The sequence below is a fragment of the Micromonospora ferruginea genome, assembly GCF_013694245.2.
GTDB classification, from domain to species: Bacteria; Actinomycetota; Actinomycetes; order Mycobacteriales; family Micromonosporaceae; genus Micromonospora; species Micromonospora robiginosa.
Map to the genome: position 1 here is coordinate 1,988,958 of NZ_CP059322.2, position 20,439 is coordinate 2,009,396.

The 20,439-nt window shown below is 75.8% G+C and carries 20 protein-coding genes; 11 read left to right on the forward strand and 9 right to left on the reverse strand.

Annotated features, from left to right (window positions below; all coding sequences use genetic code 11):
* Window positions 1-2: 2 nt before the first annotated feature.
* Complete coding sequence (locus H1D33_RS08715; protein WP_181568554.1) at window positions 3-263, reverse strand: hypothetical protein; 261 nt, start codon at window positions 261-263, stop codon at window positions 3-5.
* A gap of 10 nt (window positions 264-273) precedes the next feature.
* Entirely contained in the window at window positions 274-672 is a 399-nt protein-coding gene (locus H1D33_RS08720) for a DUF2267 domain-containing protein (RefSeq protein ID WP_181568553.1), read from the reverse strand.
* Window positions 673-849: 177 nt separating this feature from the next.
* On the opposite strand from H1D33_RS08720, the gene H1D33_RS08725 reads away from it, so the two are divergent.
* The 3 genes from H1D33_RS08725 (at window position 850) to H1D33_RS08735 (ending at window position 3,074) form a co-directional block, all read left to right on the forward strand.
* Window positions 850-1,602, forward strand: coding sequence for a dienelactone hydrolase family protein (locus H1D33_RS08725; RefSeq protein WP_181568552.1), 753 nt, complete (start codon window positions 850-852; stop codon window positions 1,600-1,602).
* 31 nt (window positions 1,603-1,633) lie between these two features.
* Window positions 1,634-2,260, forward strand: coding sequence for a maleylpyruvate isomerase family mycothiol-dependent enzyme (locus H1D33_RS08730; RefSeq protein ID WP_220138678.1), 627 nt, complete (start codon window positions 1,634-1,636; stop codon window positions 2,258-2,260).
* Window positions 2,261-2,360: 100 nt separating this feature from the next.
* Entirely contained in the window at window positions 2,361-3,074 is a 714-nt protein-coding gene (locus H1D33_RS08735; protein ID WP_181568551.1) for an RraA family protein, read from the forward strand.
* A gap of 3 nt (window positions 3,075-3,077) precedes the next feature.
* Here H1D33_RS08735 and H1D33_RS08740 read toward each other — a convergent pair whose 3' ends face one another.
* From H1D33_RS08740 to H1D33_RS08770, 7 genes are all read right to left on the reverse strand, one after another.
* Window positions 3,078-3,704 carry a response regulator gene (locus H1D33_RS08740; RefSeq protein WP_181568550.1) on the reverse strand — a complete coding sequence of 209 codons (627 nt, stop codon included), beginning with the start codon at window positions 3,702-3,704 and terminating at the stop codon, window positions 3,078-3,080.
* A complete protein-coding gene (locus H1D33_RS08745) occupies window positions 3,701-4,927 on the reverse strand; it encodes a sensor histidine kinase (RefSeq protein ID WP_181568549.1) in 1,227 nt (408 codons plus the stop codon). The genes H1D33_RS08740 and H1D33_RS08745 overlap by 4 nt, the downstream gene beginning before the upstream one ends.
* Before the next feature lie 10 nt (window positions 4,928-4,937).
* Entirely contained in the window at window positions 4,938-5,417 is a 480-nt protein-coding gene (locus H1D33_RS08750) for an ABA4-like family protein (protein WP_181568548.1), read from the reverse strand.
* Window positions 5,414-6,346: a hypothetical protein gene (locus H1D33_RS08755; RefSeq protein WP_181568547.1), complete on the reverse strand. Its 933-nt coding sequence runs from the start codon at window positions 6,344-6,346 to the stop codon at window positions 5,414-5,416. Before H1D33_RS08755 ends, H1D33_RS08750 begins: the two co-directional genes overlap by 4 nt.
* Before the next feature lie 101 nt (window positions 6,347-6,447).
* Window positions 6,448-7,635 carry a DNA polymerase IV gene (gene dinB, locus H1D33_RS08760; RefSeq protein ID WP_181568546.1) on the reverse strand — a complete coding sequence of 396 codons (1,188 nt, stop codon included), beginning with the start codon at window positions 7,633-7,635 and terminating at the stop codon, window positions 6,448-6,450.
* A 93-nt stretch (window positions 7,636-7,728) separates the two neighbouring features.
* On the reverse strand, window positions 7,729-10,914 hold the full coding sequence (locus H1D33_RS08765) for a penicillin acylase family protein (protein ID WP_181568545.1): 3,186 nt from the start codon (window positions 10,912-10,914) through the stop codon (window positions 7,729-7,731).
* Between the two features lie 268 nt (window positions 10,915-11,182).
* Window positions 11,183-12,316 (reverse strand): peptidoglycan recognition protein family protein, encoded by a 1,134-nt coding sequence (locus H1D33_RS08770; RefSeq protein WP_181568544.1) that lies wholly within the window; start codon window positions 12,314-12,316, stop codon window positions 11,183-11,185.
* A 465-nt stretch (window positions 12,317-12,781) separates the two neighbouring features.
* Here H1D33_RS08770 and H1D33_RS08775 point away from each other — a divergent pair, with 465 nt between their 5' ends.
* The 8 genes from H1D33_RS08775 (at window position 12,782) to H1D33_RS08810 (ending at window position 20,438) form a co-directional block, all read left to right on the forward strand.
* Window positions 12,782-14,536 carry a CehA/McbA family metallohydrolase domain-containing protein gene (locus tag H1D33_RS08775; RefSeq protein ID WP_246411525.1) on the forward strand — a complete coding sequence of 585 codons (1,755 nt, stop codon included), beginning with the start codon at window positions 12,782-12,784 and terminating at the stop codon, window positions 14,534-14,536.
* Window positions 14,537-14,568: 32 nt separating this feature from the next.
* Window positions 14,569-15,057 (forward strand): NUDIX hydrolase, encoded by a 489-nt coding sequence (locus H1D33_RS08780; RefSeq protein ID WP_181568542.1) that lies wholly within the window; start codon window positions 14,569-14,571, stop codon window positions 15,055-15,057.
* Window positions 15,058-15,138: 81 nt separating this feature from the next.
* Window positions 15,139-15,486, forward strand: a complete 348-nt coding sequence (locus H1D33_RS08785) for a PadR family transcriptional regulator (protein WP_181568541.1) — start codon at window positions 15,139-15,141, stop codon at window positions 15,484-15,486.
* A complete protein-coding gene (locus H1D33_RS08790) occupies window positions 15,483-16,568 on the forward strand; it encodes a hypothetical protein (RefSeq protein ID WP_307755375.1) in 1,086 nt (361 codons plus the stop codon). Before H1D33_RS08785 ends, H1D33_RS08790 begins: the two co-directional genes overlap by 4 nt.
* 208 nt (window positions 16,569-16,776) lie before the next feature.
* On the forward strand, window positions 16,777-18,201 hold the full coding sequence (locus H1D33_RS08795) for a serine/threonine-protein kinase (protein WP_307755376.1): 1,425 nt from the start codon (window positions 16,777-16,779) through the stop codon (window positions 18,199-18,201).
* Window positions 18,202-18,203: 2 nt separating this feature from the next.
* A complete protein-coding gene (locus tag H1D33_RS08800; protein WP_307755377.1) occupies window positions 18,204-18,419 on the forward strand; it encodes a hypothetical protein in 216 nt (71 codons plus the stop codon).
* A 53-nt stretch (window positions 18,420-18,472) separates the two neighbouring features.
* Window positions 18,473-19,339 carry a hypothetical protein gene (locus H1D33_RS08805; protein ID WP_181568539.1) on the forward strand — a complete coding sequence of 289 codons (867 nt, stop codon included), beginning with the start codon at window positions 18,473-18,475 and terminating at the stop codon, window positions 19,337-19,339.
* Between the two features lie 70 nt (window positions 19,340-19,409).
* Window positions 19,410-20,438, forward strand: a complete 1,029-nt coding sequence (locus tag H1D33_RS08810) for a mechanosensitive ion channel family protein (protein ID WP_181568538.1) — start codon at window positions 19,410-19,412, stop codon at window positions 20,436-20,438.
* Window position 20,439 lies beyond the last annotated feature (1 nt).

A 20,439-nucleotide genomic window follows, 5' to 3' on the forward strand; every position in this document is an offset into this window, starting at 1 on the left:
GGTCACACCGGCCGGTCCTCGTCGGGCAGCGGGATCTCCTGGTTCTGCTCCACCGCGTCGGCCGGGTCCAGGTCGTCGCGCACCGACTCGCCCAGGCCGGCGCGACCGCTCGGCGGGCGCAGCACACCCTGCTCGGCCAGGTCGGCCTCGGCCGCCTCGGGCACCGCGTCCGGCACCGGATCGGGCGGGCCGACGACGGTCACGTCCTGCCGCTGCTCCTGCGCGTCGGCCTCCGGCGGGCGGCGCAGCGCGTCCTCGCTCATCGTCGCGCCCTCACGCCGGGCGCCGCACGAACGGCGCGCTCTGGTCGACCACGTCGCCGTACTCGGCCGGGAGTTGGGCGACGACCTGCGCGTAGGCGGCCGGGTCGACGGCGTCGCGCAGCACGTCGAAGACCGCGACCACCCCGTCGCGGGCCGCGACGGCGTCGACGTCCGCGCGACCGCCGACCCGCGCCACGAACTCGTCGAGCCCGAACGTCTCGGCCGCCTCGGCCGGGCCGAACGCGTACGCCCGCAGCGCCTCCGGCAGCCGGTCGGCCAGGTCGCGGGCCTCCCCACCGTCGATCCGCTCGGCCAGCGTGGTCAACGTGGCCCGGGTGACCGCGGTGGCCTGCTCCGCGGACGCGCCACAGCGCCTGGCCACCGCGCCGATGAACTGGTCCTGGTCCATCTCGCCGCCTCCCTCTGCCGGGACAGCGGGATTCCCGCGCTCGCCCGGCGCAAACGGCCCGGCGGCGTGGCTCAGGCGACCCGGACCAGACGCGGGCGGGCGGGAAGGCCCGAGGTGCCGGGCGCGCCGGCCGGGAGTAGCGTGCGTCGCGGAACACCCGGCGAGGAGGTCAGGACAGTGCAGCCGACGATCGTGGACGTGCCCACCCCCGACGGGACGGCCGACGCCCTCCTGGCCCGGCCGGACTCCGGCGGGCCGTTCCCCGGCGTCCTGCTGTTCATGGACGCGTTCGGGCTGCGGCCCCGGCTGGCCGAGATGGCCACGACGATCGCCGCCCGCGGATACGTCGTGCTGGTGCCCAACCTCTTCTACCGCGCCGGCCGCACCCCGCCGGTCGACATGTCCGCGCTGGCCGACGACGGCCGGCGGGCCGAGCTGTTCGGCCGGGTCGGGCCGATGATCGCCGCGCTCACGCCGGAGACGGTCGGCCGCGACAGCGCCGCCTACCTGGACTTCCTCGCCGCCCAGCCGGACGTCGCGCCCGGCCCGGCCGCGATCACCGGCTACTGCATGGGCGGCACGAACGCGCTGCGGGCGATCGAGGCCTACCCGGACCGGATCGCCGCGGTGGCGGCCTTCCACGCCGGTCGGGTGGTCACCGACGCGCCGGACAGCCCGCACCTCGGCGTCGGCTCGGTCATCGGCGAGCTGTACTTCGGTCACGCCGACCAGGACGCGTCGATGACCGCCGAGCAGATCGCCGAGTTGGAGAAGGCGCTGGACGCGGCCGGCGTCACCTACCGTTCGGAGGTCTATCCGGGCGCCCACCACGGCTACACCCAGGCGGACACCCCGATGTACGACGCGGGGGCCACCGAGCGGCACTGGGTGGCGTTGTTCGATCTGCTGGAGCGCACGTTCCGGGGCTGACCCGGACGGCCCGGCCGGTCAGAATGGTGCGGTGGACGCGGACCTGCTGCCGATGATCGCCGCCGAGCGGCGCCGCACGGCCGACCTGATCGACTCGCTCACCCCGGCCCAGCTCGACACGCCCAGCCTCTGCGGCGCGTGGACCGTGCGCGAGGTCGCCGGGCACCTGGTGTCGCCGCTGGTCGAGCCGCCGTGGCGGCTGCTGCCGCTGCTGGTGGGCGCCGGCTTCCGGCCGCACGTGGCGAACGCCCGGCTGGCCCGGCGGGTCGCCCGGCGTCCCGCGGGCGAGCTGGCCGCCGCGCTGCGCGAGCACGCCGGGCACCGGTTCCGCCCGCCCGTGGTCGGCTGGTACGGCCAGCTCACCGACCTGCAGGTGCACGGGCAGGACATCCGCCACCCGCTCGGCCTCCCCGCCGACCTGGACCCGGACCGGCTGCGCATCTCGCTGGACTTCCTCACCGGCGGCCGGGCGGTCGGGTTCGTCGACCGCCGACGCGTCGCCGGGCTGCGGTTCGAGGCCACCGACCTGGGCTGGTCGGCCGGGGACGGGCCGGTGGTGCGCGGCCCGGGCGCCGCGCTGCTGCTCGCGCTGACCGGCCGCCGGGCGGCGCTGGCCGACCTCAGCGGCGAGGGGGTGGCGACGCTGGCCGCCCGCTGACCCGGCGCCGCTGGCGGGCAGGTGGTCGGCGAGCGCACACCGAGCCACCGGGTGGGGACTGGCCGCTGCCCCGGCCGGTGCGGCCGCTTAACGTCGGTCCATGGACACCGATCACCGTGCTCGGGCGGCGCGGTTCGCCGCGCTGACCACCGCCCACGTCGCCGACGCCTGCCTGCGAGCCGGCGTGACCGTCCGGTGCGCCCCGGCCGCCGTACGCCCGGTGCTGGCCGGGCGGCGGCTCGCCGGTCGGGTCCGGCCGGCCCGGCACGCCGGCAGCGTCGACGTGTTCCTGGAGGCGATCGACCGGGCGTCGCCGGGGGACGTGCTGGTGGTCGACGACGGCGGGCGCACCGACCGGGCCTGCGTCGGTGACCTGGTCGTGCGGGAGGCGCGGGCGGCCGGCCTGGCCGGTCTGGTGGTGTGGGGCGCGCACCGCGACAGCGCCGACCTGGCGGCGGTCGGGTTGCCGGTGTTCAGCGCCGGCGTCACCCCGACCGGTCCGCTGGAGCTGGACCCGACGCCGGCCGGCGCGCTGGACTCGGCGCGGGTCGGCGGGTGGACGGTCGACGCGGGCGACCTGGTGCTGGCCGACGACGACGGCGTGCTGTTCGTGCCCGCCGAGCGGGCCGGCGAGCTGGCCGACCTGGCGGCGTCCATCCGGGACACCGAGCGCCGGCAGGCCGACCGGATCGCCGCCGGCGAGTCGCTGCGCGCGCAGCTCGGGTTCGCCGACTACCTGGCCGCCCGGGCGGCGGACCCGACGCTGACGTTCCGGGCGCACCTGCGCGCGGTGGGCGGCGCGATCGAGGAGTGAGGCTCAGCCGCCGCGCGCCCACAGCGCCAGGCGTACCCGGTTGGGGCTGGCGGTCTTCGTCATCAGGCTGGTGATGTGGGTCTTCACCGTGGTCACGCCGATGTGCAACCGTTCCGCGATCTCGGTGTTGGACAGTCCCTCCGCCACCAGGGCGAGCACGTCCCGCTCGCGGGCGGTCAGCGCGGCGGCGCGCGGCGGCGCGTCGACCCGGGCGTGCACCGCGCGCTGGACCAGCCGGCGCAGCACCTCCGGGCTGAACGGGCTGTCCCCGGCGGCGGCCCGGCGCACGCCGTCGAGCAAATCGGCCGGCGGCGCGTCCTTGAGCAGGAAGCCGCACGCGCCCGCGGTCAGCGCCGGGTAGAGGTGGTCGTCGTCGCCGAACGTGGTGAGCACCATGATCCGGGTGGCGGGCCGGTCGGCGAGGATCCGGCTGGTCGCGCTGATCCCGTCGACGCCGGGCATCCGCAGGTCCATCACCACGACGTCCGGTCGCAGCCGGGCGGCGAGGGCGACCGCGTCGCGACCGTTGTCGGCCTCGCCGACCACCTCCAGGTCGGGCTGGGCGTCGCAGAGCATGCGCAGGCCGGCCCGGATGAGGTGCTGGTCGTCGACCAGCAGCACCCGGATCACGCCGGTTCCGGCGTGGCCGGCCGGGGCAGGGGCGCCCCGGCGGCGGGCCGCTCCGGGCCGGCCGCCGGCAACACGGTGCGCACCCGCCAGCCGGACCCGGTCGGCCCGGCCTCCAGCCGCCCGCCGAGCACCTCCACCCGCTCCCGCATCCCGACGAGCCCGTGGCCGCCGCCGGACGGCACCCCGGCCGGCGTGGCGCCGTGCCCGTCGTCGGACACCGCCCAGTGCACGGCGCCGTCCGTCACCGACACGGTCAGCCGGGCCCGGGCCGCCGCCCCCGCGTGCTTCGCCACGTTCGTCAACGCCTCCTGGGTCAGCCGCAGCACCGCCTGGCCGCGGACCGCGTCGAGCGTGCCCACGGCCGCGTCCACGTCGGCCTCCACCACGACACCGGCCTGCCGGGCCCGGTCGACCGCCGCGCCCAGCGCCGCCGGCAGCGCCGCCGGCTCGATCACGGTCAGCGCGGCGTCGCCGCGTACGCCGTCCGGGTCGCGCAGCACCGCGACCAGCCGGCGCAGGTCGGTCAGCGCCGCCGTGCCGGTGCCGTGCACGTCGTCGAAGACCTCGCCGACGCGCGGGTCCAGGTCCGGCAGCACGTGCCGGGCCACGCCGACCCGCAGCACCATCGACGCCACGTGGTGGGCGAGCACGTCGTGCAGCTCGCGGGCGATGGCGCTGCGCTCGTCGGCGCGGGCGGCCCGGCTCTCCGACTCACGCCGGCGTTGCTCCGCCGCGGCCCGCTCCTCGGCCTGCCGGCCCAGCTCCCGGGTGGTCCGCACGACCAGCCCGAGCAGCAGCGGCAGGCCGACGGTGACGGCCAGCCCGAACAGGCCGGTGAGCGCCTGCCGGAGCGGGTCGCCGACCAGGTCGGTCAGGTCGACGGCGACGAGCAGGCCGGCGGCCAGCCAGAAGGTGCGCGGCCGGGTGGCCCGCATGGTCAGCTCCAGCAGCGCCCAGCTCGCCCCGACCTGATTGATCATCACGTCGTCGACCAGGGGGAACGCCGCCGCCAGCAGGCCCGCCTGGAGCAGCAGGTTGAGCAGCGGCCGGCGGTGGCAGAGCAGCGCCACGGCGAACGCGGCGAGCGCGAGCAGCCACTGCGTCGTCGTCGGCCCGGGCCGGCCGTGCGCGCCGACGAGCAGGTAGCCGACGCCGCTCAGATCCAGCAGCAGCATCCGCGCGAGCGTGTCCCGCGCGTCGAACAGCCGCCCCACCCAGCCCACGGCCGCCAGCCTAGGCAACCGGCGCGGCGGGGGCCACCGCGCCGGTCCCGCCGTCGGCGGCCGACGTCGCGCCGGCCGGCCGCCATCGGGTCCGCAGTCCGAGGTGGACGGCCAGGCCGAGCGGGCCGAGCAGGATGGTGAGCACCAGCACCGGGGCGGTGAGCAGGGCCGGCATGCCCCGCTCCCGCGCGTCGAGGAAGATCCAGCGCCCGACGAACAGGTCGAAGCCGATCATGTGGGCCCAGGCCGCCGCCGCGCCGTCGGCGGTGCCGAGCAGGTCCCGCAGGCCGTCCAGCGTCGGCGCGGCGACCGCCGGCAGCACGGTGCCGAGCGCCGGCAGCACCAGCAGCGCGTACACCAGCAGGACCGGCGCCACGATCAGCGGGGAGCCGACGATCCGTGCGGTCCGGGACCAGCGCGGCGCCAGGATCATCAGCGCCCAGAACGGGGCGGCGAGCGCGAACGTCAGCCCGAACAGCGCGCCGGTCATCGGGCCAGCGCCACGCCGGCGCGGCGGGACCGGCGGGCCAGCACCAGACCGGCAGCCGTGGCGGTGGCGAGCAGCAGCGCCCCCGCCACCGCCACGGTGAGCCCGTCCGGGCGCGCCAGCGGCTGCCCGCGCAACGCCTGCCAGGTGAGCAGCAGTGTCACCCCGGCGTACGCGGCGCCGCCGACCAGCACCAGCCGGGCCCGGGTCGCCTCGTCCAGCCGGGCGCCGAGGAACCGGTCGAGCAGGATCGCCAGCAGCGGTAGCGCCTGCAGCGCGTGCAGCCCGACGAAGTGCCCGACGCGCAGGTCACCGCCGGCGGTGCTCCAGCCGACCAGCGGCAGCCCTGGCCCGCCGTCCGGCACGCCGACGCTGTGCGCCCCGGTGATCCCGGCCGGCGCGCCGGCCGGCCGCTGCGCCACCATCGGGAACGCCACCAGCATGCCCAGCAGCGACACCCCGAGCCCGAGCCGCACCGCGTGGCCGTCGGCGCGGTCCGGCGTGCGCCGGCGCAGCAGCACCACCGCGAGCACGACCTGGGCCAGGAAGAGCACCGTGATCGCCGCGCCCATCACGTCGAACAGCGCCGCGTTCAGCGGCGTGGTGCCGTTGAAGTGGCTGGTGGTGCCCCGGACCACCTGGCCGACGATGACGACCATCTCGATCACCGAGACGGCCACGATCACGGTGGCCGCCCGTTCCGCCGCCCGGCTGCGCGTCGGCAGCAGGGACAGCATCCAGGCCAGCGTCACGCCGTAGAGCGTGAACGAGATCGCGAACTTCAACGGCTTGAGCCAGGCGGGCGCGCCGGTGAGCACCCGGGGGTCGGCCACCACGCCGACCGCGGCGACGACGGTGAGCACCGCCATCGCGGACACGAGGAGCATCAGGGGGCGGTGCCATCCGGCCGCCCGGTTGCACACGGTAGTCATGCCTGTAGATGCTCGTGGCCGTCGGGGCCGGTCGCGCCCGACCGGAAGCCGTAGTCGCGGCCGGGGGTCCGAGCCGCGTCTCCTACCGGGGGAGGAGACGCTCAGTCGGGCAACCGGGGCATCTCCACGCCGGGGTCGCGGCCGAGCAGCACGCCCCGGGTCAGCGCCCGCGACCCGAACCGGTCCCGCACGGCGTCGAGCGCGGCGTCCAGCGCCGGCCCCGGGTCGGTGGTGAACGGCAGCGTGAGCTGGGTGTGCCCGTCGTCCAGGTTGCCCACCGACACGCCGAGCAGGGTGACGCCGCGCCGCTCGATCTGGGGCAGCGCGGCGCGCAGCAGCGCCCGGGCGGCGGCCCGCAGCGGTGCGGTCTGCGCGGTCGGCTTGTCCAGCGTGTGCGAGCGGGTCGCCCGGGTGTAGTCGGCGAAGCGCAGCCGCAGCGTCACGGTGCGGCCGGTGCGCCGGGCGTCGCGCATCCGCCCGGCCACCCGGTCGACCAGGCCGGCCAGCACCGCGTCCAGCTCGGCGGGGGAGTGCGGCTCGCGGCCCAGCGCGTGCTGCGCGCCCATCGAGGAGCGGCGCCGGCCCACCTGCACCGCACGGGGGTCCCGGTTGTGCGCGAGCGCGTGCAGGTGCCGCCCGGCGCCGGCGCCGAGCAGCGACACCAGGGCGGGCTCGTCGAGCCGCGCCACCTGCCCGACCGTGCGCAGGCCACGCTCGCGCAGCCGGCCGGCGGTGACCGGGCCGACGCCCCACAGCCGCTCCACCGGCAGCGGGTGCAGGAAGGCCAGCTCCCGCTCCGGGTCGACGACGAGCAGCCCGTCCGGCTTGGCCACCCCGCTGGCGACCTTGGCGAGGAACTTCGTGCGCGCCACGCCCACCGTGATCGGCAGGCCGACCTCCCGGCGGACCCGGTCGCGCAGCGTCGCCGCGATGCCGGCCGGCGGCCCGACCAGCCGCCGCAGCCCGCCCACGTCCAGGAACGCCTCGTCGATGCTGAGCCCCTCGACCAGCGGGGTGGTGTGCCGGAAGATGTCGAACACCGCCCGGCTGGCGGCCGTGTAGGCGGCCATCCGCGGCGGCACCACGATCGCGTCCGGGCAGAGCCGCCGCGCCTGCCGGCCGCCCATCGCGCTGCGCACGCCCCGGGCCTTCGCCTCGTAGCTGCAGGCGAGCACCACGCCGCCGCCGACGATCACCGGACGGCCGCGCAGCCGGGGGTCGTCGCGTTGCTCGACCGAGGCGTAGAACGCGTCCAGGTCGGCATGCAGGATGGTGGCCTCGCCCGACACCCGACCATTCTCGCACACCTGTTCGAATCACGCGGGCTGACCTGCCCGGACGCGACCGGCCGGCGGGAGGACCCCGCCGGCCGGCCACGTGACTCACCGCCCGTAGACCTCGAACTCGTAGAGCGAGAAGCCGTACGAGGTGGCCCGCTTGACCCCGTACACCCGCACGTAGCGGGCGCTGACCGGGGCGAAGGTGGCGTTGTCGACGCCGCCGTTGCCGGTGGTGGTGGCGAACACCGGCGTCCAGGAGCTGCCGTCGCCGGAGACCTCGATCCGGTACGACGTCGCGTACGCCGACTCCCAGCGCAGCACCGCCCGGCTGACGGTGCGGGCCGCGCCGAGGTCGACCCGCAGCCACTGGTTGTCGTTGTAGCTGCTCGCCCAGCGGCTGCCCAGGCTGCCGTCGACCGCCTTGTCCGGGGTGTAGCTGGTCAGGAACTGGGTGCTCGACGCGCTCGCCGGGCGACCCTGCGCCAGGTTGGTGACGTCGTCGCCCCGGCGCGCCGGGAACGACACCACCTGCTGGTAGGTGGGCCGGTTCTGCCAGGCGATCAGCGGGTGGGTGATGCCGCCCAGCCCGGACTGGGCGATCGAGTCGGCACACCACTGGTCGCCGGCGCCGCACGACTTGTCACCCGGGTAGACCGTGGTCGCCGGCACCGCGGCGGCCTGCCCGAGCGCGCCGAGCAGCGCCGTCCGGCACGCGCCGAGGTCGCCGTTGCCGCAGTACGCGCGCCCCAGCCCGCCCGCCACCGGGTCGCCGAGCACGGTGCGCACGTCCTTGTCGACGTAGCCCCACCAGCCGTACTGGAAGGACGAGCCCTTGTGCGCCTGACCCTGCAACGCCCAGCTCGCCGCGCCGTCGCGCCCGCCGTTCTGCCCGCCCGAGGGCGCCTCGTTGACCTCGATCGCGTCGACGAGCGCGGCGTAGAGGTCCGGCCCGAGACCGGGGCGGAACTCCGCCGAGGCGAGCAGCGGCCACCAGGCGTCGAAGATCCGGATCGCGTCGGCGTGCTGGTACACCTTGGAGCCGGGGGACGTCTCCACCCGCCGGGTGCCGGCCTGCTGCCAGGCCCGCAGCTTGGTCACCGCGTCGGCCAGGGCCGGGTCGGTGACCGGCGCGCTGTCCAGCACCCGCAGCAGGTCACCGAGGACCTGCTGGCCGCGCAGGTCGGTCACCGCCGCGTCCGCCATGATCTTGACGACGTCGGCGCGGCCGAGCTTGCGCTGGGCGATCGCGGCGCGCACCGGGCCGTCGAGCAACTGACCACGGTGTACGGAGCCGAAGCTGAAGTTGCCGTCCGCCGCCCCGAAGTCCCGCGCCTGCTTGTTGTTCCAGCTCACGTAGTAGTCCTGGTTGACCGACTGCGGGTGGGCCGACGCCGGGGCGTAGGTGGCGTCGTTGGTGTCCGGGTTCCAGCCGGCCCACTCGTACGCCGGCTCGGCCTTCGTCGGCAGGTTCGGGTCGGTGACCGACGACCGGACCGGGTTCGAGCCGGAGTTGTAGTACGCCGCCTCGGTCGAGTTGACGTAGAACCAGTTGAACGCGTAGCCGACGCTGCCCGCGGACGCCTGGAACGCGGCCGCGCTGCCCATCGCCGACGGGTCGTTGAACGCCTGGAAGCCGATCGCCGAGTCCGCCTCGTGCCGGTAGGTGGAGCGCAGCTTGGTGAACGCGGTCGGCTGCCCGTTCACCAGCCCCCGGTACGCGACCAGCCCGTACTTCGTGCGCAGCGCGCGCAGCGTGTAGGAGCCGGCCGGGGTGGAGTCGGCGAGCGTCGGCGACCAGGAGTTGCGCTGCTCCAGCGCCTCCATGGCGAGGCACTGCCCGTGGTAGAGGTAGCGGTTGGTGCGCAGCGTCGGCGTGCTGCCGTCGGTGGTGCACAGCGGCACCGCGTACGTGTCGGTCAGGTCCTGCGAGGCGGAGGTGGCGCTCCACGCGTAGTCCTGGCCGCGGCCGAGCAGCACGTAGAGGTTGAGCCCGGCGAACGCGGCGCCGCGGGCGCTGATCCCGGGGCCCTGCAACTCCTGGAGCATCAGCAGTTGCGGGGCGAAGTAGCCGGTCTGCGGCCCGAACACGGCCACCGGGTTGCCGGTGGTGGTGTGCCGGCCGGAGACGACCACCGCGTTGGACATGCCGTGCGCGCGCAGGTTGGACAGCCCGCCGAGCAGTTCCTTGGTGGCGGTGCTGGCGCCGGTGCGGGCGGCGGCGCCGCCGGTGGCGTCGTAGGCGAGCGGCTCGGCGACCACGGAACCGGCGTCGGGCAGCACCGCGCTGGTCGCGCCGGGCGGCGTCGCGCCGTAGGGGAAGCTCTGCCCGTCGTGCAGCGTGAGCACGGTCTCCGGGTCGTTCTGCGAGCGGAACGCCGCCCACACCCGGTCGCCCTCGGCGGTGCCGTACTTGGCCCGGGCGGCGACCCGGACCAGCGCGGACTGGATCTCGCTGCCCCCGCCGCCGCCGAACAGGCCGCCGATCACGCCGGCGGTGGCGATCAGGTCGGTCATGGTGAAGTGCTTCGGCTTGCCGGCGCCGGCGAGCACGTACTCACCCGGGTAGTTGTCGTCGGCGATCGACTTGTCGATGTAGGCGTTGATGCCGGCGATGTAGTCGACCACGTCGGTGTAGAGCTGCTGGCCCCGGGCGCCCTTGGTGCGCAGCGCGTCCACCTGGGCCTGGAGGTCCGCCTCGGTGTACGGCGAGTTGGCCCAGACGCTCTGCTCCAGCTCGCGGTTGCCGGGGGCGCCGCCGGCGAACGAGGTGACGTTGCCGCGGCCGACGTGCCGCAGCAGGTCCATCACCCAGAGCCGGTCCTGGGCCCCGGCGTAGCCGGCGCCGAACATGGTGCCGCCGCGGGTGGTGCCGGTGACGTGCGGGACGCCGGTGGCCTTGTCCCGCACGATGGTGACGTCCGAGCGTGGCGAGACGGTGCTCTCGACCTGCGCGGCGGGGACGCCGAACGAGGAGTCGTTGTAGAACTGGGCGATCTGCTCGTCGGTGAGCCCGGCGTAGTTGTAGACCAGGTTCGCGTACTCGTCGAGCTGGTCGCTGGAGTGCGCCGGGCGGGTGCCGAGCGTCTGGTGGGCCAGGATCGCGACCAGCGTGGCGTTGCCGTTCTGGCCCGGCGGCAGGATGTCGGAGCACTGGCCGAGGCAGTAGTCGTTGGGGGCGAACGTGGTGGCCGCGAGCGCCGGGGTCGGCGGGGTGACGGTCAGCACGCTCGCGGTCAGGGCGGCGGCGGTGAGCGCCGCGAGCCGGGCGCGTAGGGGACGACGGGGCATGGCGATCCTCCGGGGACGCGGAGTCGGGCCTTCGGTACGCCCGGCGGCGGTGCCGACGTCTCGCCCTCCGCGCCCGGGCGCTCCACCCGGAGGTGAGAATGACTCACATCTATCTCCGGGCAATGATCGGCGTCGAACCGTCGCTCGGGATAGCCGTCGTTCACCAGCCGCGAATGCCGACGTTTCGCCCCGACGCCGGCGCTCCGGACGCGACGGTGGGGGGTGGCGCCGTTGCCACCCCCCACCGCCCGCCTGAACCGGCGCGCCGTCAGTGCTTGCGGAACGACTGGCGCACCACGCCTCCCACCAGGGCGCACCAGGTGGTGGTGCTGAGCTTGCCGGTGGGCGGCAGCCCGTGCAGGCGCTGCAGGTCCTGCACCGCGGCCCGGGTCGGGTGGTCGTACTCGCCGGTCGCGGTGACCCCCGCGTAACCCTTGGACACGAGCATGGTCTGCGCCGCGAGCACCCCGACGCCGCTGTCGCGCTGGTCCAGCTCCGGGGCGAGCGTCTCCCAGGTGGCCGCGGTCAGGGTGGCGTCGACGTCGACCGGGATGCCGTTGCGGGCCTGCCAGTCCTGCACCGCCGCGACGGTGGCCGCGTCGAACACGCCGGTCACCGGCACCGGGTAGCCGCGGAGGGTGAGAAGCTGCTGCGCGAGGCGGACCACCGGACCGCCGACGAAGCGCCAGATGTCCGGCCAGCGGCGCGCCGGCACGTCGCCGAGGTCGGTGCCCAGCTCCCGGAACACCCGGCGCCGCACCGCCGGGAACTCCCGGTAGAACGTCGCGCCCGGGCACTGGGTCTCCCGGAAGTCCCAGTGGCCGAAGATGTCGTGCGCGAACAGCCCGTACTGCCGGCAGATCGTGGTGCAGAGCCGCACCAGCCCGTCGAGCAGGTCCTCCGGCGGCGCCTCGGTGACGTACGTGCCCTCGTTCTCGATGCCGATGGCCCGGCCGTTCTCGCCCGGGCAGTGCGCGGCGATCATCTGCCGGTCGCCGGCCTCCAGCCGCTCCAGGCTGCCGCGCCGTCCCTCCAGGACGTGACCGCCCCGGCTCACCGTGAAGTGCTGCCCGGTGTCCGACCAGCCGTTGCTGTCCATGTGCAGGTCCTGGCAGTCGCGGGCGAGCTGCTTGGCGTGTTCCTCGGAGTAGTCGGTGACGTTCGGGAACGCCATGTGGTGCAGGATGATCTTGTTGGTGGGGATCGCGCTGACCGACAGCGCGCCGGACGGCGGCCGGGCGGCCCACTCGTCGCAGCTGATGATCCAGTCGAGGTCCGCGCCCGGCGCGGCGTGCGCGGCGGCCGGGAGCGCGAGTTCGGTCCCGACGACCGCGACCGTGGCGGCGCCGAGGCCGGCCCGCAGCAGCGTACGGCGGTCCAGCTCGGGATGGTCGAAGTGCATGGCATCTCCTCGGTGACCCGACCGACGCCGGGTGATGTAAAGGAACTCCAAATGCGTCGCGCGATCCGGAGAATATTGCCAACACCGCGCCGCACGCCAGAGGACAAATGCCACCCGAGCCGCGCGACTCCTACCGGATCAGTAGGCGATGTCACCCCCGATGACCGGTACAGACCATGTCGGCGACCGCCCGCGGCAGCCCGGACCATGCTCGCCACCCTGCTCGCCGCAGCCACCGCCCGCGGCTGGCGCCGCCGCCGTCACGACGGCAAGCTGCACCCTGTCCGCGATCGACACCCCCCGTCCCCCGCGCCGACCCTCCGAACCCGTCGATCTTGCACTTGGTGCCCCGGCGAAAGGGGCTTTCCGCCCGTATCCAGGGCCGCAACTGCAAGATCGACGGGTTACGGGGCGGGGCTTTACGCTGGGGCGTGGGGAGGGAGGTGCGGGGGTGGATCGGCGGGGGTGCTTGTCGCGGCGGGCGGGCTGGCGGTGGCCGGGATCGGCGTGCCGGTCGGGCTGGCGCTCGGCCGAGAGCGGGCGCCGGTGGTCGCGGGTGGACGCCGGGCGGTCAGCATGGCGATGCACCTGCACGCGTCGTTCAGCGAGGGTGTCGCCAGCTACGCCGCGCACCTCGACCAGGCCCGCCGCAACGCCGTCGACGTGCTCTGGTGGACCGACCACGACTTCCGGGTTGCCGCGCACGACCACCGCCGGGAGGTGCGCTTCGACGGCCCGGAGGAGATGGAGGGCGCGCTGGCCTGGACCTGGACGGCGGCCGGCGAGGGGCGGCTCACCGACGCCACCGCCGACTTCGTCGCGGCGCCCGACGCCGCCGACGGCCCCGGCCGCGCGTTGCGCCTGGCCGCCACCGGCGCCGGCACCCACTGGTACGCCGGCAAGGCCTGGAACTGGACACACACCGGGAACATCGCCGACACCACGCTGCACCTGGACGTGCGGCCCGAAGCGGCCGGCCCGGACGCCACGCTCACCGTCGAGGTCGCGCTGTCCCACCACCCCGCCGGACCGGGCCGGGCGGCCGGTCAACTGGTGCTGCGATACCGCCTCGGCGAGTCGGCCACCGTCCGGCACGCCGCCGACGGCCGGCACGGCACCGTCGACGTGCCCGCCCCGACGGGCGCCTGGCGGCGGCACACGTTCGACCTGCTCGCCGACGTCCGGCGACTGTGGCCGGACCTGGTGGCCGGCGACAACTCGCTGCGCGGGCTGCGCCTCGGCGTGACCGTCGCCGGTGGCGCGCGCGGCGCCTACCTGGTCGACCGGCTGGTCTTCGACCGGGCCCGCCGGGCCGGGCAGGGCGGCGAGGACCTGCGCGCCGAGGTGCTGCGCGGCTACCACGGGGCGTACCCGGAGGTGACCCACCACCGGGCGTACGAGGTGTCGATGGTGCGGCACCTCAACTGGTTCGGCGGCGACGGCACGCTGCCGCGCTTCCCGTCCCCGCCCTACCGGGACAACGATCCCGGCGCGACCGAACGGATGGTGGAGTTCCTGCACGCGCACGGCGGCGTGGTCTGCTGGAACCACCCGCTGGACGTGGAGCGCCGCGACTCGCTGGCCCGGCTGCTGGTGGCCCGGAACGCGCTCGGCGTCGACCTGATCGAGATCGGACGCACGCCGGTCGAGGACCACCTCTGGGCGTACGACGTGGCGGCCCGCAACGCGATCCCGCTGACCGCCGTCGGGGTGACCGACGACCACGACGGCACCGACTGGCGGGCCGGCCGGGACCGGTGGATCACGTCGGTCTGGGCCGCCTCCACCCGCCGCGACGACCTGGTCGCGGCGCTGCGCGCCGGGCAGGCCTGGTTCGCCGACCTGGCCGGCTACCGGGGAACGCTCGACCTGGAACTCGGCGGCCGCGGCGCGATGGGCGCGTTGCCGACCGTCGCCGACGACACCGTCACGGTGCGGCTGCGCGCCACCGACCTGCCGGCCGGGGCCACCCTGGAGGTGGTCACCGGCGAGGTCGACCTGGCCGGCGCGGCGGACCCGACCCCGGCGGTCCGCACCGGCCAGGTGCCGTGGCGGCAGTTGCGACCGGGCTGGCACGACCTGCCGGTCCGGGTGGGCGGCGGCGCGTACGTGCGCACCCAGGTGCGCGACCGCGAGGGCGCGATCGTGGCCGCGAGCAACCCGCTCTGGCTGCTGCGCCGCCCGCCACCCCGGGGCGTCCCCGCGGCCCGCCGTCGCTGACCGGCGCGCTTCCGGCCGCCTAGACTCGGCCGGTGGGTCCGTACCGCCGTCACTCGGCCCGGGTCCTGCTGGTCGACCGGGCCGGCCGGCTCCTGCTGCTGCGGTTCCGGTTCGCCCCGACCGGTCCGGCACGTGGGCACGGCTGGGTCACGCCGGGCGGTGGGGTCGAGGGCGACGAGCCGTTGGCCCACGCCGCGGCCCGGGAGGTACGCGAGGAGATCGGCCTGGTGGTCGATCCGGACCGGCTGGGCCGCCCCGTCGCGTACCGCGTCGGCGCCGACGACCGTGGCCCGACGAGTGGGCTGTTCCGGGACGACTTCTTCCTGCACCGTCTCGACCGCCACGACGTCGACGTCGGCGGGATGGAGTCGCACGAACGCGTCACGCACGCCGGGCATCGCTGGTGGACGCTCGACGAGCTGGCCTCGACCCGGGACGTCGTGTACCCGCTCGGACTGTCCACGCTGCTCGCCGACGTCCTCGACGGCCGGGTGCCGACGCCTGCCCGCCGCCTGCCCTGACCGCGCGTCCCGACTCCGCGCACCGGGCCGGTGGCGCGATCAGGCGAGCGTATATACCGGCAATCGGTATATAGTCTTGTCGTGAGTGAATCTCCGCTGCGGGAACCGACATTTCTCGTCCTCACCGCGTTGACCGAGGAGCCCCGGCACGGCTACGCGGTCATCGAGGACGTGCTCCGCATCTCCGACGGTCGAGTCCGGCTGCGCGCCGGCACCCTCTACGCCGTGCTGGACCGGCTGCGGTCCGACGGCCTGATCGAGGTCGACCGGGAGGAGGTGGTGCAGTCCCGGCTGCGCCGCTACTACCGGCTCACCGCGCTGGGCGCGACCCGGCTCGCCACCGAGGTGGACCGGCTGCGTCGGCACGCCGACACCGCCGGCCGCCGGTTGCGCGCCGCCGGCCTGCTGCCCGAAGGCGGACCCGCGTGAGCGCGGGGAGTGAGCCGGCTTCGCGGTTGGAGCAGCGCTACCGCCGGTTGCTCGCCGTCCATCCCTGGGCCCATCGCCGGGTGTACGAGGAGGAGATGCTGGCCGTGCTGATGGCGGACGCGCGGCCGGGGCAGACCCGACCGGGTTTCGCCGAAACGGTCGACCTGGTGGGGGCGGGGCTGCGGGCCCGGCTGCGGGTGGGCGCACGGGGGTTCACCGAGCCGGCCTGGGCGGACGCCGCCGTCGTCACCGGTCTGCTGGTGGCGCTGGTGCTGGCCGCCACCGCCGGGAAGAACGTACTGGACCAGCTCCTGGTCGACCCGGCTCTGCCGCCGCAGTTCCGGTCGCCCGCGCCGGATCCGGTCGACTGGCTGCGGCTGGCCGGCTGGGCGGCGGTCGCGCTGGCCGCCGTGGTCGGGTTGCGCCGCGTCGCCGCGATCGTGGCCTGGGCCGGTGTCGCCGGCTGGCTGGCGCTGGTCGGGCCGGGCGCGACCGACCAGCCCGGGTACGTCGTCGACACCCTCTCGCAGTTCGCCCTGGCCGTGGTCGCCGCCGGCGCGCTCACCGTGGCGGCGCCACCACGTCAGGCGGTGCGCGTGCTGGGCGCGCGCCGCCTCGCCGCGCTGGTGGCCGGCCCGGTCGCGGCGGTCGGCCTGCTGGAGCTGAACCGGGTCACCAGCCCGCTGTTCGGTGGGGGCGCGGTCAGCTACCAGAGCTTCTACGGGCTGAGCGCCCGCAGCGAGCCGGTGATGGACCTGTACCTCGCCGGCCTCGCGGCGGCAGGCCTCGCGGTCTGCGTACCGGTGATGCGGCTGCCCCCGGCGGTGCGGCGGCGGATCGTGGTGCTGCTGGCGCCGGTGGCCGCCCTCGCCCTGGTGATCGACACCGCGCTGGCCGGCTGGGCGACCTCGACGGTCCACATGGGGCACGCCATTCCGCTCGTCGGCGCCCAGTGGGCGATGCTGGTGCTCGTCCCGCCGGTCACGTTCCTGGCCGGGGTGTTGCTGGTCCGGCGACACGAGGAGACGCGGCGGATGGTGGCGCTGGGGCGCGCCGTCGACCGGGAACGCCCCGCCGGCTGAGGGTTGCGCCGGTCTGCTGCAGTGGCGGTGTGTCCGTTACCGACCATCCGCCACCCGGCCCCGCACCGGCGGGACACCGCCGGTTCCGACCCGCCGTCCGGCGCGCGGAAGCGTCCGTTGCGCCGATGGACGCCGGCCCCGGCCCGACCAGAATGACCAGCGAGGCGGCAACCGGCTGCCGTCCCTGGAGCGCGGTGGGGTTCGTCGCATGAGCGGCTGGCAGCTGTCCGGCTACACGCCGGTTCGTACGCTCGGCTCCGGAGCGTCGGGCAGTGTCGTGCTCGCCACCCACGACGCCACCGGCACCCCGGTCGCGATCAAGTACCTGGTCCGCGACCTCGGTGCCGACTCCTCGTTCCGGGCCGCCTTCCGCGACGAGGCCCGGCTGCTCGGCGAGGTCGACGACCCGCACGTCAGCCGGCTGTACGAGTACGTGGAGTCGCCCCACGGCGCGGCCATCGTGATGGAGCTGGTCGACGGTGTCTCGCTGCGGCAGATGCTGCGCGCGCAGGGTCCGACCACTCCCGAGGCGGCGCTCTGCGTGCTGAAGGGCTCGCTCGCCGGGCTCGCCGCCGCGCACGCCCACGGCGTCGTGCACCGCGACTACAAGCCGGAGAACGTGCTCGTCACCGGCGCCGGGTCGAGCAAGCTCGCCGACTTCGGCATCGCCATGCCGATCGGCCAGGGGTCGGACACCACGGTCTCCGGCACGCCCCGCTACATGGCGCCGGAGCAGTGGACCGGCGCCCCGGCCGGCCCGGCCTGCGACATCTACGCCGCCACCGCCACGTTTTTCGAGTGCCTCACCGGGCGGCCCCCGTACCCGGGTCCGGACCTGCTCGCCCTGCGCGTGCAGCACGCCACCGCGCCGATTCCCACCGACCCGGCGCCCGCCGAGGTGCACGAGCTGCTGCGGCTCGGGATGGCCAAGCTTCCCGAGGACCGCCCGCAACCGGCCCAGGTCTTCCTGGAGCTGCTGGACCGGGTGGCCGGGGCCGGGTACGGCCCCGGCTGGGAGGACCGTGGGCTGCGCGAGCTGTCCCGGCGAGCCGCCCTGCTGGCCGCGCTGTGGCCGTTCCCCGACCGGGCGGAGGGCGCCACCGCGGTGGCCAGCACCGCGCTCGGCGCCACCACCGGCCGGGGCCGCCTGGTCCGGCGCGGACACAAGCGCACCCTGCTGGCGGTCGGCGCGCTGGTCACCGCCGTGCTGGTCGGCGGCGCCGGCTACAGCTACGCCGCCCGCGAGACCCCGGCCGCCGAGGCGCCGGGCGGCCCGTCGCCGGCCGGGGTGGCCGGACCCACCGGCCCGGCCACACCGGACCCGACGGGCGCCGCGACCCCGGACGCCACCCCCACCGCGTCCCTGACGCCGTCCACGCCGCCGACGGACACGCCGTCCGCCACGCCGGATCCGACCCGGGCGCCGACCCGGCCGCCGGTACGCACCGGCGCGCCGACCCCACCCCGTCGCGCAGCACCTCGCCGCCGCCCCCGCCGGACGTCACCGCGCCGGTCGTCGGCGGCGTGGGCGCCGATCCGGGTCAGCTCGAGCCGAAGGGCTGCCCGTTCGGGGTCCAGAGCAGCACCGTCAGCGTCACCGTCACCGACGACCGCAGCGGCCCGGCCGCCCTGAGGGTGACGTTCCGCTACACGCTGGAGGGGGCCACCGGCACGGTTCGGATGGCCGCCGCCGGGCGCGGCGTGTTCACCGGCACGCTCGGCCCGCTGGCCGCGCCGAAGCAGAGCAGCCGCATCCCGATCGAGGTCACCGCCGTCGACGCCGCCGGCAACGCGACCACCTCGGCCAGGCCGGCGTACGTGACGCTCTACAACTACTGCACCCCCGGCTAGGAGGACGACGTGCCCGCTGCCCCGCACCGCGGCCCGGACCGGGGACGACCGGCGTGACCCGGCCGGAGGAGCCCACCGAGGCGCTGCCCACCCGCGCCCTGCCCGCCGACGGCGACGCGACGGTCTACCTGGGATCGACGGCGGGGGACTCGACCGTCCCGTTCGGTGCGCCGACCGTGCCCGCCGACGGCGACGCGACGGTGTACCTCGGATCGACGTCGGCGGAGCCGACCGTGCCCGTCGGCGGCGCCCCGGCAGGCGGGGAGCCGACCGTGCACCTGGCCGCGCCACGGCCGGCCGGCGGGCAGCCCACCGCGCCGTACCGCCCGACGGCCACCGGACCGGCCGTCCCGACGGCGGGGGCGACCGCCGGGGCGTACCGGCAGCCGACGGTGACCGGCGGGTCGGCGCCCGCGCCCGGCGGTGAGCTGCGCTTCGGCCCGGGCGTGCCGGCGACGCCGCCGCCGGCGCCGGCCTGGCCGGCCGCGCCGCCGGTGCGCCCGCCGCGCCCGGCCTGGCGTCGGGTGGTCTCGGTGCTGTCCACCCTGCTCACCGCCGCGCTGCTGGTGACGGTCGGGCTCTACCTGTGGCAGCGGCTGCGGCCGCTGGAGGTGGAGGGGGTCTCGGTGGCGGTGCCCCGACCGGCCGGGGTGGCCTGCGACGTGACCGTCGACGTCGTCGCCACGGTCCGCACCAACGGGCGCGCCGGCACGATCCGCTACCAGTGGTTCCGTTCGGACGCGCCGCCCGGCGCGCTGCTCACCGAGCGCGTCGGCAGCGGCCAGCGGACCGCCACGCTCACCCTCAGGTGGACGTTCAGCGGGGTCGGCGCGACCACCGGGACGGCCACCGTCAACCTCGTCGAGCCGTCGCCGGTGCAGGCCGGTACGCGGGTCGCCTACCGCTGCCCCGGCGGCTGAGCGTTTCCCCGCGCGCCGGCCAGGGTAGGCCCACCCGGAACTACCTGACTTCGTGCGTGGAGGCCCTTCGATGAAAGACAACTTCGGCGACGCGGTGGGCGACGCGTTCCGTTCGGTGATGCTCTTCCTGCCCAAGGCGGTCGCGTTCGTCGCGATCCTGGTCGCCGGCTGGCTGATCGCCAAGGCTGTGCTGAAACTGGTGGACAAGATCCTGGAACGCGTGCACTTCGACCGGGCGGTCGAGCGCGGCGGGATCAAGACCGCGCTGGCCCGCTCGAAGTACGACGCCAGCGACATCGTCGCCAAGCTCGCCTACTACGCGGTGCTGCTGGTCACGCTCCAGCTCGCGTTCGGCATCTGGGGCCCCAACCCGATCTCCGACCTGATCGCCGGCGTGGTCGCCTGGCTGCCCCGGGCGTTCGTGGCGATCGTCATCGTGGTGGTGGCCGCGGCCATCGCCCGGGCGGTCAAGGACATCATCTCCAGCGCGCTGGGCGGCCTCTCCTACGGTCGGGTGCTGGCGAACCTCGCCTCGGTGTTCATCCTGGGCCTGGGCGTGATCGCCGCGCTCAACCAGATCGGCGTCGCCACCGCGGTGACCACCCCGGTGCTGATCGCGGTGCTCGCCACCGTCGGCGGCATCCTGGTGGTGGGCGTCGGCGGCGGGCTGGTCCGGCCGATGCAGAGCCGTTGGGAGAACTGGCTGACCCGGGCCGAGGAGGAGTCCCGGACCATCGCCACCCACGCCCGCGCCTACCAGGCCGGCCGGCGTGACGTGGAGGCCCGGCTCGCCGCGGACCGCGAGGCCGAGCTGGCCCGCGAGGCCGAGCTGGCCCGGCCGGTGGCCGGCGACAGCGAGGCGGACCGCACCCAGCCGGTGCCGGCGTACGCGGGCTCGGCCGAGCCGACCCAGGTGGTGCCGACCCAGGCCGGCGGCGACCCGGCGGCGATCGGGGAGACCACCCAGGTGATCCCGGCGCTCGGCGCCTCCGACCGCACCCCGCCGACCCCGCCGCGCCAGCCCACGGCCGAGCAGGCCGCGGACAGCGAGGCGACCATGGTCATTCCGCCGGCGGACGCGGACAAGTTCCGCCGCTGAA

Excerpts from the sequence above, each read along its gene's own strand:
- H1D33_RS08715 (WP_181568554.1), bottom strand. The coding sequence starts at position 263 with ATGAGCGAGGACGCGCTGCGCCGCCCGCCGGAGGCCGACGCGCAGGAG.
- H1D33_RS08720 (WP_181568553.1), bottom strand. The coding sequence starts at position 672 with ATGGACCAGGACCAGTTCATCGGCGCGGTGGCCAGGCGCTGTGGCGCG.
- H1D33_RS08735 (WP_181568551.1), top strand. The coding sequence starts at position 2,361 with ATGGACACCGATCACCGTGCTCGGGCGGCGCGGTTCGCCGCGCTGACC.
- H1D33_RS08750 (WP_181568548.1), bottom strand. The coding sequence starts at position 5,417 with ATGACCGGCGCGCTGTTCGGGCTGACGTTCGCGCTCGCCGCCCCGTTC.
- H1D33_RS08755 (WP_181568547.1), bottom strand. The coding sequence starts at position 6,346 with ATGACTACCGTGTGCAACCGGGCGGCCGGATGGCACCGCCCCCTGATG.
- H1D33_RS08765 (WP_181568545.1), bottom strand. The coding sequence starts at position 10,914 with ATGCCCCGTCGTCCCCTACGCGCCCGGCTCGCGGCGCTCACCGCCGCC.
- H1D33_RS08770 (WP_181568544.1), bottom strand. The coding sequence starts at position 12,316 with ATGCACTTCGACCATCCCGAGCTGGACCGCCGTACGCTGCTGCGGGCC.
- H1D33_RS08795 (WP_307755376.1), top strand. The coding sequence starts at position 16,777 with ATGAGCGGCTGGCAGCTGTCCGGCTACACGCCGGTTCGTACGCTCGGC.
- H1D33_RS08810 (WP_181568538.1), top strand. The coding sequence starts at position 19,410 with ATGAAAGACAACTTCGGCGACGCGGTGGGCGACGCGTTCCGTTCGGTG.